The sequence below is a fragment of the Micrococcus sp. HG099 genome, assembly GCF_024723355.1.
Taxonomy (GTDB): Bacteria; Actinomycetota; Actinomycetes; order Actinomycetales; family Micrococcaceae; genus Micrococcus; species Micrococcus endophyticus.
Map to the genome: position 1 here is coordinate 1 of NZ_JANQCJ010000012.1, position 14,204 is coordinate 14,204.

15 protein-coding genes and 1 tRNA gene are annotated in these 14,204 nt (G+C 73.6%); 11 read left to right on the forward strand and 5 right to left on the reverse strand.

The genetic code is table 11. The features are described 5' to 3' along the window. The 4 genes from NWP10_RS02240 to NWP10_RS02260 form a co-directional block, all read left to right on the forward strand. A partial coding sequence (locus NWP10_RS02240) for a septum formation initiator family protein (protein ID WP_258299750.1) occupies nucleotides 1–473 on the forward strand: 473 nt, incomplete at its 5' end. Nucleotides 474–558: 85 nt separating this feature from the next. Next, complete coding sequence (locus tag NWP10_RS12425) at nucleotides 559–2,157, forward strand: DUF501 domain-containing protein (protein ID WP_309137688.1); 1,599 nt, start codon at nucleotides 559–561, stop codon at nucleotides 2,155–2,157. 53 nt (nucleotides 2,158–2,210) lie between these two features. Beyond that, nucleotides 2,211–3,626: an NAD(P)/FAD-dependent oxidoreductase gene (locus NWP10_RS02255; protein ID WP_017488448.1), complete on the forward strand. Its 1,416-nt coding sequence runs from the start codon at nucleotides 2,211–2,213 to the stop codon at nucleotides 3,624–3,626. Between the two features lie 91 nt (nucleotides 3,627–3,717). Further along, nucleotides 3,718–3,791, forward strand: a tRNA-Leu gene (locus NWP10_RS02260). A 122-nt stretch (nucleotides 3,792–3,913) separates the two neighbouring features. Here the strand turns inward: NWP10_RS02260 and NWP10_RS02265 are convergent. Next, the gene (locus tag NWP10_RS02265) at nucleotides 3,914–4,549 is read right to left on the reverse strand and encodes an NAD(P)-dependent oxidoreductase (protein WP_258299751.1); all 636 of its coding nucleotides are present in this window, start codon (nucleotides 4,547–4,549) and stop codon (nucleotides 3,914–3,916) included. 107 nt (nucleotides 4,550–4,656) lie between these two features. Between NWP10_RS02265 and NWP10_RS02270 the strand changes: the two genes are divergently transcribed. From NWP10_RS02270 to ilvA, 5 genes are all read left to right on the forward strand, one after another. Next, nucleotides 4,657–5,010, forward strand: a complete 354-nt coding sequence (locus NWP10_RS02270; RefSeq protein ID WP_017488450.1) for a helix-turn-helix domain-containing protein — start codon at nucleotides 4,657–4,659, stop codon at nucleotides 5,008–5,010. A 235-nt stretch (nucleotides 5,011–5,245) separates the two neighbouring features. Beyond that, nucleotides 5,246–6,118, forward strand: coding sequence for a Bax inhibitor-1/YccA family protein (locus NWP10_RS02275; protein WP_017488451.1), 873 nt, complete (start codon nucleotides 5,246–5,248; stop codon nucleotides 6,116–6,118). Between the two features lie 125 nt (nucleotides 6,119–6,243). Further along, nucleotides 6,244–7,215, forward strand: coding sequence for an aldose 1-epimerase family protein (locus NWP10_RS02280; RefSeq protein WP_258299752.1), 972 nt, complete (start codon nucleotides 6,244–6,246; stop codon nucleotides 7,213–7,215). Then, nucleotides 7,212–8,426, forward strand: coding sequence for an AI-2E family transporter (locus NWP10_RS02285; RefSeq protein WP_258299753.1), 1,215 nt, complete (start codon nucleotides 7,212–7,214; stop codon nucleotides 8,424–8,426). The genes NWP10_RS02280 and NWP10_RS02285 overlap by 4 nt, the downstream gene beginning before the upstream one ends. Then, the gene (ilvA, locus tag NWP10_RS02290) at nucleotides 8,423–9,772 is read left to right on the forward strand and encodes a threonine ammonia-lyase (protein ID WP_017488454.1); all 1,350 of its coding nucleotides are present in this window, start codon (nucleotides 8,423–8,425) and stop codon (nucleotides 9,770–9,772) included. Before NWP10_RS02285 ends, ilvA begins: the two co-directional genes overlap by 4 nt. 82 nt (nucleotides 9,773–9,854) lie before the next feature. Here ilvA and NWP10_RS02295 read toward each other — a convergent pair whose 3' ends face one another. The 3 genes from NWP10_RS02295 to NWP10_RS02305 all read right to left on the reverse strand — a co-directional run bounded on the left by NWP10_RS02295 (nucleotide 9,855) and on the right by NWP10_RS02305 (nucleotide 11,834). Further along, complete coding sequence (locus NWP10_RS02295; RefSeq protein ID WP_258299754.1) at nucleotides 9,855–10,493, reverse strand: GPP34 family phosphoprotein; 639 nt, start codon at nucleotides 10,491–10,493, stop codon at nucleotides 9,855–9,857. Nucleotides 10,494–10,620: 127 nt separating this feature from the next. Then, nucleotides 10,621–11,115: a transcription elongation factor GreA gene (greA, locus tag NWP10_RS02300; RefSeq protein WP_017488457.1), complete on the reverse strand. Its 495-nt coding sequence runs from the start codon at nucleotides 11,113–11,115 to the stop codon at nucleotides 10,621–10,623. Nucleotides 11,116–11,387: 272 nt separating this feature from the next. Next, a complete protein-coding gene (locus NWP10_RS02305; protein ID WP_026106857.1) occupies nucleotides 11,388–11,834 on the reverse strand; it encodes a DUF4307 domain-containing protein in 447 nt (148 codons plus the stop codon). A gap of 117 nt (nucleotides 11,835–11,951) precedes the next feature. On the opposite strand from NWP10_RS02305, the gene mca reads away from it, so the two are divergent. Together mca and NWP10_RS02315 are read left to right on the forward strand one after the other, a co-directional pair. Next, the gene (mca, locus tag NWP10_RS02310; protein WP_258299755.1) at nucleotides 11,952–12,941 is read left to right on the forward strand and encodes a mycothiol conjugate amidase Mca; all 990 of its coding nucleotides are present in this window, start codon (nucleotides 11,952–11,954) and stop codon (nucleotides 12,939–12,941) included. A gap of 49 nt (nucleotides 12,942–12,990) precedes the next feature. Then, a complete protein-coding gene (locus NWP10_RS02315) occupies nucleotides 12,991–13,398 on the forward strand; it encodes a hypothetical protein (RefSeq protein ID WP_017488460.1) in 408 nt (135 codons plus the stop codon). A gap of 31 nt (nucleotides 13,399–13,429) precedes the next feature. Here NWP10_RS02315 and NWP10_RS02320 read toward each other — a convergent pair whose 3' ends face one another. After that, complete coding sequence (locus NWP10_RS02320) at nucleotides 13,430–14,149, reverse strand: hemolysin III family protein (RefSeq protein WP_026106859.1); 720 nt, start codon at nucleotides 14,147–14,149, stop codon at nucleotides 13,430–13,432. Nucleotides 14,150–14,204 lie beyond the last annotated feature (55 nt).

The window sequence follows — 14,204 nt, forward strand, 5'->3', positions numbered from 1 at the left end:
CGCGTCGACCCCGGCCCGCGCCCCGACGCGCCCTGTCGCCGGCCGCCATGGCCGCCCGCCGCCGCGCCCCGCTTCCCGACCCCGTGCCCGCCCGGCAGATCACCGGCCGGTCGCTGCTCGTCGTCGCCGTGCTGCTGGTGGCCGCCGTGCTCGTGGCCCCCACGCTGCGCGCGTTCCTGAACCAGCAGCTGGAGATCGCCGCCGCCGAGGAGGAGATCGCGGCCATGCAGGCCCAGCGCGAGGACTACGAGGAGCGGATCCGGCTCTGGGACGACCCCGGGTACGTGACCCAGCAGGCGCGCGAGCGCCTCGAGCTCGTCATGCCGGGGGAGACCCTCTACTCCGTCACCGGGGTGCCCGAGGAGGCCCCCCGGGACCCGCGCCCCGAGGCCCCCGCGGGCGAGACCGTGAACACGCGCCTGCCGTGGGCCGAGGGCCTCTGGGACTCCGCCGTCCGCGCCGGCCTCGAGTGAGCCCGGCCCTGACCGCCCCGAGCACGCGCCCCGGCGCGCGCACCGCCCCGATCGACCACCCGAGAACCCACCGACGAGGACGCCCATGACCGCCAGCACCCGCCCCGCCCACGACCGCGCCGTCACCGAGGCGGACCTGGACACCCTCTCCCGCCAGCTCGGCCGCCCCGTCCGCGACGTGGTGGAGATCGGCGCCCGCTGCGTCTGCGGCAACCCGCTGGTGGCCACCACGGCGCCGCGGCTGACGAACGGCATCCCGTTCCCCACGACCTTCTACCTCACGCATCCCGCCCTCACCGCAGCGGTCTCGCGCGTGGAGGCGGACGGGGAGATGGCCCGCATGAACGAGCGGCTCGAGCAGGACGCGGAGCTCGCCGCCGCGCACCGGGCCGCGCACGAGGCCTACATCGCCGAGCGGGACCGCGTGGGCGCCGACGCCGGTACCGGCCCGGTCCCCGAGATCGCGGGGGTGTCCGCCGGCGGCATGCCGGAGCGCGTCAAGTGCCTGCACGCCCTCGTGGGGCACGCGCTCGCGGCGGGCCCGGGCGTGAACCCGCTCGGCGACGAGGCCATCGCTCTGGTGGCTCCGTGGTGGACGCCGGACGCGTGCGCGTGCGAGGGCGCCTGGGACGAGGCCGCCGTCGTGCCCACCCGGGACCTCTCCCGGCACGTGCGCCACCTCGAGCGGGTCGCCGCCCTCAAGGAGGTCACGGTGGCCGGCGTGGACTGCGGCACGAACTCCATCCGCCTGCTGATCGCCCGCCCCGCGGGCACGGACGAGACCACGGGCGCCGGGGCGGACCCGGCGGCGCCGCTGGCCGACGTCGTCCGGGAGATGCGCGTGGTGCGCCTGGGCGAGGGCGTGGACGCCACCGGCGCGTTCTCCGCGGCCGCGCTGGAGCGCACCTTCGCCGCGGTGGACGAGTACGCCCGCCTCGTGCAGCGCCACCACGCCGGCCGGATCCGCTTCGTGGCCACCTCGGCGAGCCGGGACGTGTCCAACCGCGAGGCGTTCGTCGACGGCGTCCGGGAGCGGCTCGGCGTCGAGCCGGAGGTCGTCTCGGGCGCCGAGGAGGCCGCCCTGTCCTTCACGGGCGCCGTCTCCGCCGTGGAGACCGCGGACCTGGGCCCGGAGGACCTCGTGCTCGTCGTGGACCTCGGCGGCGGCTCCACGGAGCTGGTCGTCGGCACGCCCGCGGGCGAGGTCGTGGGCGCGGTCAGCCTGGACATGGGCTGCGTGCGGTTCACCGAGCGTCATCTGCACTCCGACCCCCCGACGTCGGACGAGGTCGCCGCGGCCCGCGCGGACGCCCGCCGCCTCCTGGACGACGCCGCCGCCCGCCTGCCGCTGGAACGCGTGGCCCGCGTGGTCGGCGTGGCCGGCTCGGTGACCACCGTGACCGCCGAGGCCCTCGGGCTCAGCACGTACGAGCCCGAGGCCATCCACGGCGCGCGCCTGCCGATCGCGGAGTTCCGCGCGGCGGCGCAGGGCCTCGTGGCGGCGACCCGGGCCGAACGCGCCGAGCGGGGGTTCATGCACCCGGGACGGGTGGACGTGATCGGCGCGGGCGCGCTGCTGTGGAGCACCGTCCTGGAGCGAGTGGCCGAGACCGCGGGCGTCACCGAGGCCTGGGCGAGCGAGCACGACATCCTGGACGGGATCGTGCTCTCGCTGCGGTCCTGACCACGAAGGCAGAGAGTGGAGGGGCTGGGCCGGTGCGTGCGTAGACTGGCCGTATGTCTCTCACCCCTGAACTGTCTCCCAAGCCGCGCCTGCTGATCGTCGGCGGCGGCTACGCCGGTTTCCAGCTCGCAAAGGAGCTGCAGACGAAGGTCAAGGACCGCGGCGGCGTCGTGACCGTCGTGGACCCGCTGCCGTACATGACGTACCAGCCGTTCCTGCCCGAGGTCGTCGGCGGCCACATCGAGGGGCGCAACGTCGTCGTGGACCTCGCCACCCACCTCAAGGACGCCGAGGTGCTGCGCGGCACCGTCGTGAAGGTGGAGCACGCCCGCCGCGTGGCCACCGTGCGCGGCGAGGACGGCCACGAGTTCGAGCTGCCCTACCAGGACATCGCCATGACCGCCGGCGCCACCACCCGCGTCTTCCCGATCAAGGGCCTGGGCGAGCACGGCATCGGTCTGAAGACCGTGGAGGAGGCCGTGGCGCTGCGCAACCAGATCCTGGAGCGCCTGGACGCCGCCTCCCTCATGGTGGACGCCGAGGCCCGTCGCCGCGCCCTGACCTTCGTGGTGGTCGGCGGCGGCTTCGCCGGCATCGAGACCGTGGGCGAGATGGAGCACCTCATCCGCACCGCCGTCGCCCGTGACCCGCGCCTGTCCCAGTCCGAGGTCCGCATCGTGCTCGTCGAGGCGATGGGCCGAATCATGCCCGAGGTCGGCGAAGACCAGGCCGCCGGCGTGGTGGAGCACCTGAAGGACCGCGGCATCGAGGTCCTGCTCAACACCTCGCTGGGCGACGCCACGGACGGGATCATGACCCTCGTGGACATGAAGGACAAGTCCGAGAAGGAGAAGTTCGGGGCCGACACCCTTGTGTGGACCGCGGGCGTGGCCGCCAACGCCGTCGCCAAGCAGACCGACTTCCCGGTCGAGGAGCGTGGCCGCATCGAGGTCACCCCCACCCTCCAGGTCAAGGACGGGGAGGACGGCGTGCTCGAGGGCGCCTGGGGCTGCGGCGACGTCTGCGCCGTCCCGGACCTGACCGGTGCGGGCCCCGGCGGGTTCTGTGTCCCGAACGCCCAGCACGCCGGCCGTCAGGCCAAGCAGCTGGCCGCCAACTACATGGCCGTCCGCCATGGCGAGGGCGAGGTGCAGGAGTACGTGCACAAGTCGCTCGGCGCCGTCGCCGGCCTGGGCTTCTTCAAGGGTGTCGGCAACCCGCTCGGCGTGAAGATCGCCGGCCCGGCCGCCTTCCTGGCGCACCGCGGCTACCACGCCTACGCGATGCCCACCCTGGACCGCCGCTTCCGCATCCTCTCCGGCTGGGTCGCCGAGACCCTGTTCGGCCGCGACTCCACCTCGGTGGCGGGCCTGGACACCCCGTTCAACCCGTTCCGCCGCGCCGCCGGCGTCGAGCTCGAGCCCGGCCGCTTCGAGCGGAAGCGGGCCCTCGAGTCCTCGAAGGGCTAATCCTGCAGCCAGCGGGCCGCCGGCCCCGTCCGAGCGCATCGGACGGGGCCGGCGTCGTCCGCACCCGGGCCCGCGTCCACGGGCCCGCCACGCCCCCGTGGCCCAACTGGCAGAGGCGGCCGACTTAAAATCGGCGTGTTGCGGGTTCGAGTCCCGCCGGGGGCACGCCACGCGCACGGCTCGAACCGCAGCCCAGAGGATCACGGGCTGGGGATCGAGACGTGTCGGCGTTCGCGGCCCCGGTGAGAGCCTCCTGCGCCTCATCCGTGCGGAGAGGCCCGGGGACGTCAATACGCGAAGTGGATCTGCGCCCGGTGGTGGGTGGGCGTCTCGATCTCATCGAGGACGGCGCGGGCGAAGTCGGCGCCGCTGATCGCGGACTTCCCGTCCTTGTCGAACAGCGCGACCTCGCCGGAGACGCGGTAGCGTCCGAGCGCTTCCCCGGGCGCGTGGGAGCCGAACTCTGCGGCCGGGCTGACGAACAGCCAGTCCACGTCGACGGAGCCCGTGGCGAGGTCTGCGAGGATGTCGTTCATCTCCCGTGCTTCGGCGGCGAACTCCGGGGGCAGGTCGTCGCCCTCGGCGAATCGCGGGGCGCCCTCCGCCGGGCGGAGGGAGCTGAATCCCCCGATCCCGACGAACCGGGCGCCGTTCGTGGCCGCCGCCTGGGCGAGCGAACGGTAGGCGTCGCGCAGCTTGCCCGCATTGTCCCCTCGCGGTGAGAGCGCGGCGACGACGACCTCCGCACCCGCGATGTCAGGGACGGACTGGGTGAGGTCGCCGGTGACGTAGTCGACGCCCTTGGCCTGCGTCCCGGGGACCGTTCGACTGATGGCCGTGACGGTGTGGCCGCGACGCGCGGCCTCGGCGACGATCGCGGCTCCCGCGTACCCCGTTCCTCCGACAACAGTGATTGCAGTCATCTCGGTGCTTCTCCATCCCTTGTGAGATCAGTAGGTGGTGGTTACTGTAGGAGACCAAACGATGTTCGGGAAGTAGGCACCTATTGGTAACCACGAGTCAGACGGAAGTGAAGCGCGGGAATCCCTACGAGCAGGGGTGCCCGACGCGTCATATCCTCGACCGGATCGGTGACAAGTGGACGGTCCTGATCGTCGGGGCGCTGGGGGAGGGGAGCCTCCGGTTCTCCGAGCTGCGCCGACGGATCGAGGGGATCTCGCAGAAGATGCTCACCCAGACCCTGCGCGCCCTCGAGGAGGACGGCCTGGTGATGCGCACGGTCTACGCGGAGGTCCCAGCGCGGGTGGAATACCGGCTCACCGAGGCCGGGCACAGCCTCCGGGCCCCGCTGCAGGCGCTGGAGGAATGGTCGATCACGCACCTCGCCGATGTGCTGCACGCTCGCACCCACTACCAGACCTGACGCGCGCCGCCCTGCCGGAGGCGTCGGTCAACCGGACTGGGTGGGGCCTGCGGTGCGGAGGAGGGCGCTTCACCTCTGCGCCCACCGTGAACAGCCGGTGAACCGGCGCGGATCCACGCTCCCGCCCCGCGCGCGGACGCAGACGTCCCGATAGGATTGTGCTGAACCCCGGGGCACGAGCGCGGCTCACTGCGGCGGCGTGCGACCGGGCCGACTCGACCCAAAGGAGCGAGCCGTGGCGAATCCGGTCATGAACTCTCAGAACTTCCAGCAGCAGATGCAGGGCGGCGGACAGGCGCAGCCCGGCTGGTACCAGGGCGGGACGCAGTCCGCGCAGTCCCCCTACGGCCAGCAGGGTCCGTACGGCCAGGCCCAGGCGTTCGGCGCCGGCCAGGCCGCCCAGCAGCACGCGCACCAGCAGTCCATGGAGGACGCGTTCCGCGCCCCCTCCGCCGGCCCCGAGCAGACCGGCCGGATGACCTTCAACGACGTCGTCGGCAAGACCGGCCTGATGCTCGTGCTCGTCGTGGTGGCGGGCGCCGTGGGCTGGTTCTCGCCGGGTCTGATGATCATCGGCGCGATCGCCGGCCTCGTGCTCGGGCTGGTCAACGCGTTCAAGCGCGAGCCCTCGCCCGTGCTGATCATGGCCTACGCCGTGGCGCAGGGCCTGTTCCTGGGCGGCATCTCGGCGTTCTTCGAGGGCGCCTACCCGGGCATCGTGGTGCAGGCCGTGCTCGGCACCTTCTCCGTGTTCGCGGTGATGCTGGCGCTCTACACCTCGGGCAAGTTCCGCCCGACCCCGCGCATGACGAAGATCGTCATGGGCGCCATGATCGGCTACCTCGTCTTCATGCTCGTCAACATGGTCCTCACCTGGACCGGCATCGGCAACATGCGTGAGGGCGGCCTGGGCCTGATCATCGGCGCGATCGCCGTGCTGCTCGCCGCGTACTCGCTGACGATGGACTTCGAGATGGCCGCCGTGGGCGTGAAGAACGGCGCCCCGCAGAAGTACTCCTGGTCCGTGGCCTTCGGCCTGACCGTGACCCTGATCTGGCTGTACATCGAGATCCTGCGCATCGTCGCCATCCTGCGCGGCAACGACTGACCAGCGCCCCGTCCGAGGACGGGAGCCCCGCACACGCCGCCCCGGCCCTTCCACAGGGCCGGGGCGGCGTGCGTCTGCCAGGGCGTAGATTGAGGGGGTCCGTCTCCGCGACCGAAGGAGCACCCGTGTCCGAGACCAGCGCCGCTGAGGCCTTCGGGGCCCCGCACGCCACCGGCACCCAGCACCGCCTGCGCCGCGCCGGGGCCGAGGCCGTCGCCGTGGGCCTCGCCGGCGCCCTGCGCACCTACCGGGTCCACGGGGTGGACCTCACCGAGCCGTACGGCCCCGAGTCGATCCCGCCCGCCGGCAACGGCATCCAGATGAGCCCGTGGCCCAACCGGGTGGCCGGGGCCCGCTGGGAGCTGGGCGGCGCGGAACAGCGCCTCGACGTCACCGAGCCCGCGCGCGGCCACGCCATCCACGGCCTGCTGCGCAACACCCACTTCGTCGCCGAGGCGTCCTCGGAGCACGCGGTCACCCTGCGCGGGGAGATCCACCCCCAGCACGGCTGGCCCTTCCGCCTCACGCACCGCGTCACGTACGAGCTGGACGCGGACGGCGGCCTCACCGTCACCCAGGAGCTCGAGAACCACGCGGACGCGCCCGCGCCCGTGGCGTTCGGCGCCCACCCGTTCCTGCGGATCGGCGACGTCCCCGTCCCCGAGCTGAGCCTGCGCGTGCCCGCGGACGCCTGGATCCGTACGGGGGAGGACCTCATCCCGGTGGAGACCCTGCCCGTGGAGGGCACGGACCGGGACTTCCGCCGCGGCCGCCCCGTGGGTGAGGACGCGCTGGACGTGTGCCTGACCGGGCTCGCCCCGGACGCGGACGGACGTCATCGTCAGACCCTCCTCGCCGGGGACGGGCGCGCTGTGACACTCTGGTCGGATCACGCGTTCGCGTACACGCACGTCTTCGTCACGGACCGGCTGCCCGGCCGCGACGTCGCCGTCGCGGTGGAGCCCCTGACGGCCCCCGCGGACGCGCTGAACACGGGGGAGGGCCTGCACCGGCTCGCGCCCCGCACCCGCTGGTCCGCCCAGTGGGGCCTGACCCCGCATGTCCCCCCGCACGCAGACGAGGAGAACCGCTCGTGAGCTCCACCCTCGCGGCCCAGACGAAGATCGACAAGGACGTCCCGTACGGGCTGACGGTGGCCGCCGCCTGGTCCTGGCGGCTCGTGGCGGTCCTGGTGGGCCTCGGCATCCTCTGGTGGCTGCTCGGCTTCGTGAGCCTCGTGCTCATCCCCGTCCTCGTGGCCGCACTCCTCGCCACCCTGCTGGCGCCGCTCTTCGAGGGCATGCGCCGCATCGGGCTCCCCGGGATCGCGGCGTCGCTGCTGTGCGTGCTGCTGCTGGTCGTGGTGGTGGTCGGCCTCGTGGTCCTCGCCGGTCAGCAGATCGTCCAGGGCTTCTCGGACCTGGGGGAGAAGCTGACCACGGCCGTGGACGGCGCGATCGCCTGGCTCGCCGGCATGGGCGTGGAGATCCCCACCTCGGGCGGCGGCCTCGAGGGGCTGTGGAAGACCGTCCAGGACAACTCGGGCACGCTGCTCAACAGCGCCATGACCTTCGGCTCCACCGCCGTGAACGTGGGCGCGGGCCTGTTCATCGCCCTGTTCTCCCTGATCTTCTTCCTCTACGACGGCGATCGCATCTGGCGCTTCATCCTCATCTTCGTGCCCAAGGCCCACCGGGCCACCGTGGGCCGGGCCGGCCAGACCGGCTGGCGCGCGCTGGGCAACTACGTGCGGGTGCAGATCTTCGTGGCGTTCGTGGACGCCGTCGGCATCGGCCTGGGCGCGCTGATCCTCGGGGTGCCGCTGGCCATCCCGCTGGCGGTGCTGGTGTTCCTGGCCTCGTTCATCCCCATGATCGGCGCCACCGTGACCGGCGCGATCGCGGTGCTCTTCGCACTCATGTCCAACGGCCTGGTCAACGCCCTGCTCATGCTGGGCGTGGTGCTGCTGGTGCAGCAGATCGAGTCCAACGTGCTCCAGCCGCTCGTGATGGGCAAGGCGGTCGCGCTCCACCCGCTGGCCGTGTTCCTCGCGGTGGCCGCCGGCTCCGCCGTGCTCGGCCTGGCCGGCGCCGTGTTCGCGGTGCCCGTGCTGGCCTTCGTGAACAGCTTCATCCGGGCCCTCACGGCGGACCCGCCCGAGCAGCTGACGGACCGCTCGGACCAGGCGCTGGCGCCGGGGGGCGCGGCGGACGAGGCGGTCGGCTCGCACGTGTTCGAACCCACGAAGCACGACGACGCGGCCCTCGCCTCCGAGGACGACGCCGGCACCCACGGGGACCTGCGATGACGGCGGGCGATGTCGCGCAGGAGCAGGAGAGCGTGCAGACCGTCGCCGACGCGGCGCCCGTGGCCGGGCCCCGGTGGGTGCGCCCGGCCGGCGCGGAGCCGGCCTGGGAGGGCCTGCCGGTGTCCTACGAGGACGTCGAGGCGGCCCGGGAGACCCTGCGGGGCGTCTCGGAGGTCTCGCCGCTGCAGCTGTCGCGCTCGCTGAGCCGGGCGGTGGGCACGCACGTCCACCTCAAGTGCGAGAACCTCCAGCGGGCGGGCTCGTTCAAGATCCGCGGCGCCTACGTGCGCATGGCCGGGCTGAGCGAGGAGGAGCGCGCGCGGGGCGTGGTGGCGGCCTCGGCCGGCAACCACGCGCAGGGCGTGGCGCTGGCCGCGGCCAAGCTGGGGATCAGCGCCCGGATCTACATGCCCCGCGGCGTGGCCCTGCCCAAGCTGCAGGCCACCAAGGACCACGGCGCCGAGGTCGTGCTGCACGGCTCCACCGTGGACGAGTCCCTCGCCGAGGCCCAGCGGTGGGCCGCCGAGACCGGCGCCGTGTTCATCCCGCCGTTCGACGACCCCGCGATCATCGCGGGCCAGGGCACCGTGGGCCTGGAGATCCTGGACGCGCTGCCGGACGTGGACACCGTGATCATGGGCATCGGTGGCGGCGGGCTGATCGCCGGCACCGCCGTGGCCCTGAAGGAGGCGGCCCGGCGCCGCGGCCGCACGGTGCGGGTCATCGGGGTGCAGGCGGCCACGGCCGCCGCGTTCCCGGGCTCCCTCGAGGAGGGCCGCGTCCAGGTGCTGGAGAGCGTGTCCACCATCGCGGACGGCATCGCGGTCGGCAAGCCGGGCAACCTGCCCCTGCAGATCACGGCGGAGCTGGTGGACGCCGTCGTCACCGTGACGGACGACGAGATCGCCGCCGCCCTCGTGCACCTGCTCGAGCGCGCCAAGCTCGTGGTGGAGCCGGCGGGCGCCGTGGGCGTGGCCGCGCTGCTGGCCGGCCGCACGGCAGACCTCGGCTTCGAGCTGGGCTCCACCGTGGCCGTGCTCTCCGGCGGCAACATCGACCCGATGCTGCTGCTGAAGTCCATCCAGTCCGGCCTCTCGGCCGCGGGCCGCTACATGACGGTGCGGATCCCGCTGCGGGACCGCCCGGGCGAGCTCGCGACCATCTCACGGATCATCGCGGACTCGGACGCCAACGTGGTGCGCGTGGACCACACCCGGGTGGGCCCGGAGCTGTCCATGGGCGGCGTGCACATCACCATCGACATGGAGACGCGCGGCTCCGAGCACTCGGCGGCCGTCCTCGAGGCCCTTCGGGAGGCGGGCTACAGCCCGGTGCCGATCCACTGACCGGCCCCGCACGCCGCAGCCGCCTCCTCGACGCGTCCTGCGCCGGGGAGGCCGCTCGTCGTCGGGGGCCCGGCGCGCAGGCTCAGGCCAGCGAGCCGGCGGCGGCCGCGGTGACGGCCGCTGCGGTGCCGCCCACGGCGCGGCGCACGGCCTGCACCAGCAGGTCCGAGCGGGTCAGGGACTCGACGCGACGGACCAGCTCGCGGCGGCCGTAGCGCTCGTGGGCGCCGGGCAGCAGGCGCCAGGCCAGGTTCAGGTGCTGCAGGACGCCGAGCAGGAGCACGTCCTCGTCCGTGGCCTCGCGCTCGTCCAGGACCACGGCGGTCAGGCGGGCGAGCAGCTCGGCCCGGGTGCCCCCGCGGGGGAGGTGGCGGGTGGCCATGAAGGCCTTGTGCTCGGCCAGGTCCCCGGTCTCGGTGAGGCGGGCGATGACGGCCTTGCGCAGGTTCGGACGGCCCGCGGCGACGGCGGCGGTCACCGGGGTGCCCGCGAGGGCGTCGACCTTCCCCAGTCCGGCGTCCAGGACGGGGTGGCCGGTGACGCCGGCGGCGGTGACGAGCACCCGGGCGCGGTCCACGGGGGCGTCCTCGACGGTGACGATGCCCGCGGCGCGGTAGTCCGCGAGGGCGGCCGCCGCCAGGGCGACGCCGTGGTGGGAGGGGCTCTCGGAGCGCCCGTCCTCGCGGGTGAGCAGCAGGTGCGTCTTCTCGGCGGTCAGCATGCGCCCAGCCTAGCAACGGGGCGCGGCGTCGGCCCGGGCCTCGATCGCGGCGCAGGGCCCGGGACGCGGAACGGCCGCGACGCCCCGGGCGGGGCGCCGCGGCCGTGGGGCGGTCGGCGGGGGAGCGTCAGCCCGAGTAGGGCTTGACGTCCTTGATCTCGACCTTGATCTCCTTGCCGTTGGGCGCGGTGTAGGCCACCTTGTCGCCCTTGGCGGCGCCGTTGATGGCCTCGCCCAGCGGGGAGCGCTCGGAGTAGACCTCGAGGTGCTCGTCGTCCTCGGCGATCTCGCGGTTGCCGAAGAGGAAGGTCATCTCGTCGCCGGCGACGACGGCGGTCACGACGGTGCCCGGGTGCACGGCGCCGTCGTTCTCGGCGGCCTCGCCCACGCGGGCGGTCTCGAGGAGGTGCTTGAGCTCGGCGATGCGGCCCTCGTTCTTGGACTGCTCCTCGCGGGCGGCGTGGTAGCCGCCGTTCTCCTTGAGGTCGCCCTCGTCGCGGGCGGCCTCGATGCGCTCGATGATCTCCTGGCGGCCGGGGCCGGAGATGTGCTCGAGCTCCTTGGAGAGGCGGTCGAAGGCCTCCTGGGTCAGCCACGGGGCGTCGGACTGGCTGGTGGTCATGATGTTCCGCCTTTCTGTGTCGGTGGTGCGGAATCCTGGAGGCGCGGGGCCCCGGGGCGGCACGGGGCCGCATGCGAAAGACCCCGCCGATCAGGAGGACGCGCGGGCCGCGGGGGCTCCGTGCGACGCCTGCCTGACTCACCGGCGGGGCGGGAATGCTCAGAGGAGTCTATCCGCGGGACGTGGGTCACACCAAGAATCGCGCCGCGCCGTGACGCGTCGGGGCCGGTCAGGGGCCGGTGCGGAGCCCGGCGGGGGAGGGGCGGAGCGCCTCAGAGCTTCCGGCAGGCCTCGACCACGCCGGAGTCGCCGCGGACCACGGTGCGCACGTCCACCGTGTAGACCTGCTGGGCGTCCGAGGGGGTGTCCCGCTGGTCCTCGGGCACGGACGCCAGGCGCACGGTGCGGAAGCCCACGGGCGCGGCGTGCGAGTCCATCACGAGGACGTCGCACTCGGCCTGCACGCCCTCGGGGACGAGCACCTGGAAGGTGACGGTCGCGTTGCCGTCGTCCTCGATGGTGTAGCCGACGTCCTTGTGCTCGATCTTGCCCACGGACAGGTTCAGGCCGATCCACACGGACAGCAGCGCGGCGCCGAGGAGCCCGAGCACCCCGAGGCCGACCCATAGCCGACGGCTGGACGGACGATCCTGGTCGGTCCCGTAACGGTTGGCTAGGGTGGGGTCCTGCGCGTGGACGGCGTGGGCGTGGTGAGACATCCCCTCCACCCTATCTGCAGCGCGCCCCCCGCGGGTCGACGTCGTCGCCGGCCCCACCCCCCTCCCCGCCGCCGCGTGCGGCGGTCCCCGCGATCCGATCAGGAGCGTGCGATCCACGTGACCGAGCAATCCACCGCCCCCGTCCGCCCGACCGACGCCGTGCCACCCTCGGCAGGCCTGCGGCTGCTGGCCGTGCACGCCCACCCGGACGACGAGTCCTCGAAGGGCGCCGCCATGATGGCCGCCTACGCGCAGGCCGGGGCCGAGGTCATGGTGGTCACCTGCACCGGCGGTGAGGCCGGCGACCTGCTCAACCCCTCCTACGAGGACGTCGTGGCCACGGATCGGGACATCACGGCCGTGCGCCGTGAGGAGATGGCCGAGGCGGTGCGGACGCTCGGCATCCAGCACCGGTGGCTGGGCTTCCTGGACTCGGGCCTGCCGGAGGGCGACCCCCTGCCGGCGCTGCCCGCCAACTGCTTCGCGGAGATCCCGCTGCGCACCGCTGCGGCCCCGCTCGTGGCCCTCGTGCGCCGGTTCCGCCCGCACGTGCTCATCGCCTACGACGAGGCCGGCGGCTACCCGCATCCGGACCACATCCAGGCCCACCACGTGGCCGTCGGGGCCTACCGCGCCGCCGGCGACCCGGACGCCTACCCGGAGACCGGGCCGGCCTGGGAGGTCTCCAAGCTCTACTACGACCGGGCCTTCAACCCGGAGAAGTTCCGCAGCCTGCACGAGGCGTTCATCGCCGCCGGGGACGAGTCCCCGTTCGAGGCGCGGCTGTCCATGTACGCCCAGATGGACGCCCTGCGCGAGGCGCGCCGCCGCCAGGAGGCGGGGGAGGACGTGCCTGACCCGGAGGACGCCCCGGGCTGGATCATCCCGGACCACGCCGTCACCACCCAGGTGCCCGTGGCGGACTTCCTCGAGCACCGCGACGCCGCCCTGCGCGCCCACCGCACCCAGGTGGACCCCGTGGGCTTCTTCTTCGCCGCCCCCAACGAGCTGCTGCGCACCTCGTGGCCGTGGGAGGACTACGCGCTCATCGACGCGCGGGTGCCCGTCGAGCTGCCCGAGCACGACCTCTTCGCGGGCTTGCGCTGACCGGGGCCGGGCCGCCCGCCCGCGTGGCGGCCCGGTAGAGTGGGGCGGCGTGAGTCCCCTCTCTGGCCTTCCCCTCGTCCTCACCGCGCTCGCGGCCGCGAGCCCCGCGCCGGTGCCCGCCGTCCCGGAGCCCACCCTGCGCCCGGGCCTCGAGGAGGCCGAGGTCACCCCCGGCATCGAGGGGTTCCTGTTCACCGCCCTCATGGTGGTGATGGCGATCATCGTCTTCCGCGTCATGGTGCGCTCCGTGCGTCGCGTGCAGCAGCGCTCCCCGGAGGCCGAGGCCATGCTCGTGGACCGCCACCAGCAGCACCTGCCCGAGGACGTCCGCGAGCTCGCGCCGGAGAACGAGGAGCGGGACGCGCAGGACCGTCTGCGCCACCTCCAGGAGAAGTACCCGGGGTACCTGCAGGAGCCCGCGCCCCGGCCGCAGTCGCCCGACGACGGCCGGTCCTGACCGCCGCCCGGCCGCGGGCCGGCGTCGGGCCTCAGACGACGACGAGCACGGCCCGGTAGATGGCCACGGCGTGGCACACGAAGCCGCCCACGGTGAACACGTGGAAGAGCTCGTGGAAGCCGAACCACTCCCGGTGGATGGTGGGCGCCCGCAGCGCGTAGAACACCGCCCCCACGATGTACGCCGCGCCGCCGGCCACGATCAGCCAGCCGGCCGCGACGTCGGCGGCGAAGAAGTCCCCGATGTACAGCAGCGCGGCCAGCCCCAGCACCACGTACACGGGCGTGTAGAGCCAGCGCGGGGCGTCCGTCCACAGCAGGCGGAAGGCGACGCCGGCCACCGCGCCCGCCCAGACCAGCGTGAGCAGCAGATGGGCCTTCCCCGGCGGGAGCAGGGCCAGGGACAGCGGCGTGTAGGTGCCGGCGATCACGAGCATGATGTTCGTGTGGTCCAGGCGCTTGAGCACGCGCGAGACCACCTCGTTCCACTGCACCAGGTGGTAGGTGGCCGAGACCCCGAACAGCAGCAGGCCCGTGACCGCGTAGACGGCCGAGGCCCAGCGCAGCGTCGCCGTGGGGGCGAGCACGATCAGCACGATGCCCGCGGCCAGCGTCAGCGGCGCCATGGCGGCGTGGATCCAGCCGCGCAGCCGCGGCTTGAACAGCGGGTGCTCCGGGTCTCGGATGCGTTCGATTCGCCAGCGCAGGCGCCGGGCGGCCTCGGGCTCGCGAGCGGGGGTAAGGGGGTCCATGGCCTCCATTGTCCTCCCTGCACGGGGCCGATCGCGCGCCGCCGCGTATCCTGGT

What these genes read in the sequence shown, in the direction of transcription:
- NWP10_RS12425 (WP_309137688.1), top strand. Translation starts at nt 559, where the DNA reads ATGACCGCCAGCACCCGCCCCGCCCACGACCGCGCCGTCACCGAGGCG.
- NWP10_RS02255 (WP_017488448.1), top strand. Translation starts at nt 2,211, where the DNA reads ATGTCTCTCACCCCTGAACTGTCTCCCAAGCCGCGCCTGCTGATCGTC.
- NWP10_RS02265 (WP_258299751.1), bottom strand. Translation starts at nt 4,549, where the DNA reads ATGACTGCAATCACTGTTGTCGGAGGAACGGGGTACGCGGGAGCCGCG.
- ilvA (WP_017488454.1), top strand. Translation starts at nt 8,423, where the DNA reads ATGACGGCGGGCGATGTCGCGCAGGAGCAGGAGAGCGTGCAGACCGTC.
- NWP10_RS02295 (WP_258299754.1), bottom strand. Translation starts at nt 10,493, where the DNA reads ATGCTGACCGCCGAGAAGACGCACCTGCTGCTCACCCGCGAGGACGGG.
- greA (WP_017488457.1), bottom strand. Translation starts at nt 11,115, where the DNA reads ATGACCACCAGCCAGTCCGACGCCCCGTGGCTGACCCAGGAGGCCTTC.
- NWP10_RS02305 (WP_026106857.1), bottom strand. Translation starts at nt 11,834, where the DNA reads ATGTCTCACCACGCCCACGCCGTCCACGCGCAGGACCCCACCCTAGCC.
- NWP10_RS02320 (WP_026106859.1), bottom strand. Translation starts at nt 14,149, where the DNA reads ATGGACCCCCTTACCCCCGCTCGCGAGCCCGAGGCCGCCCGGCGCCTG.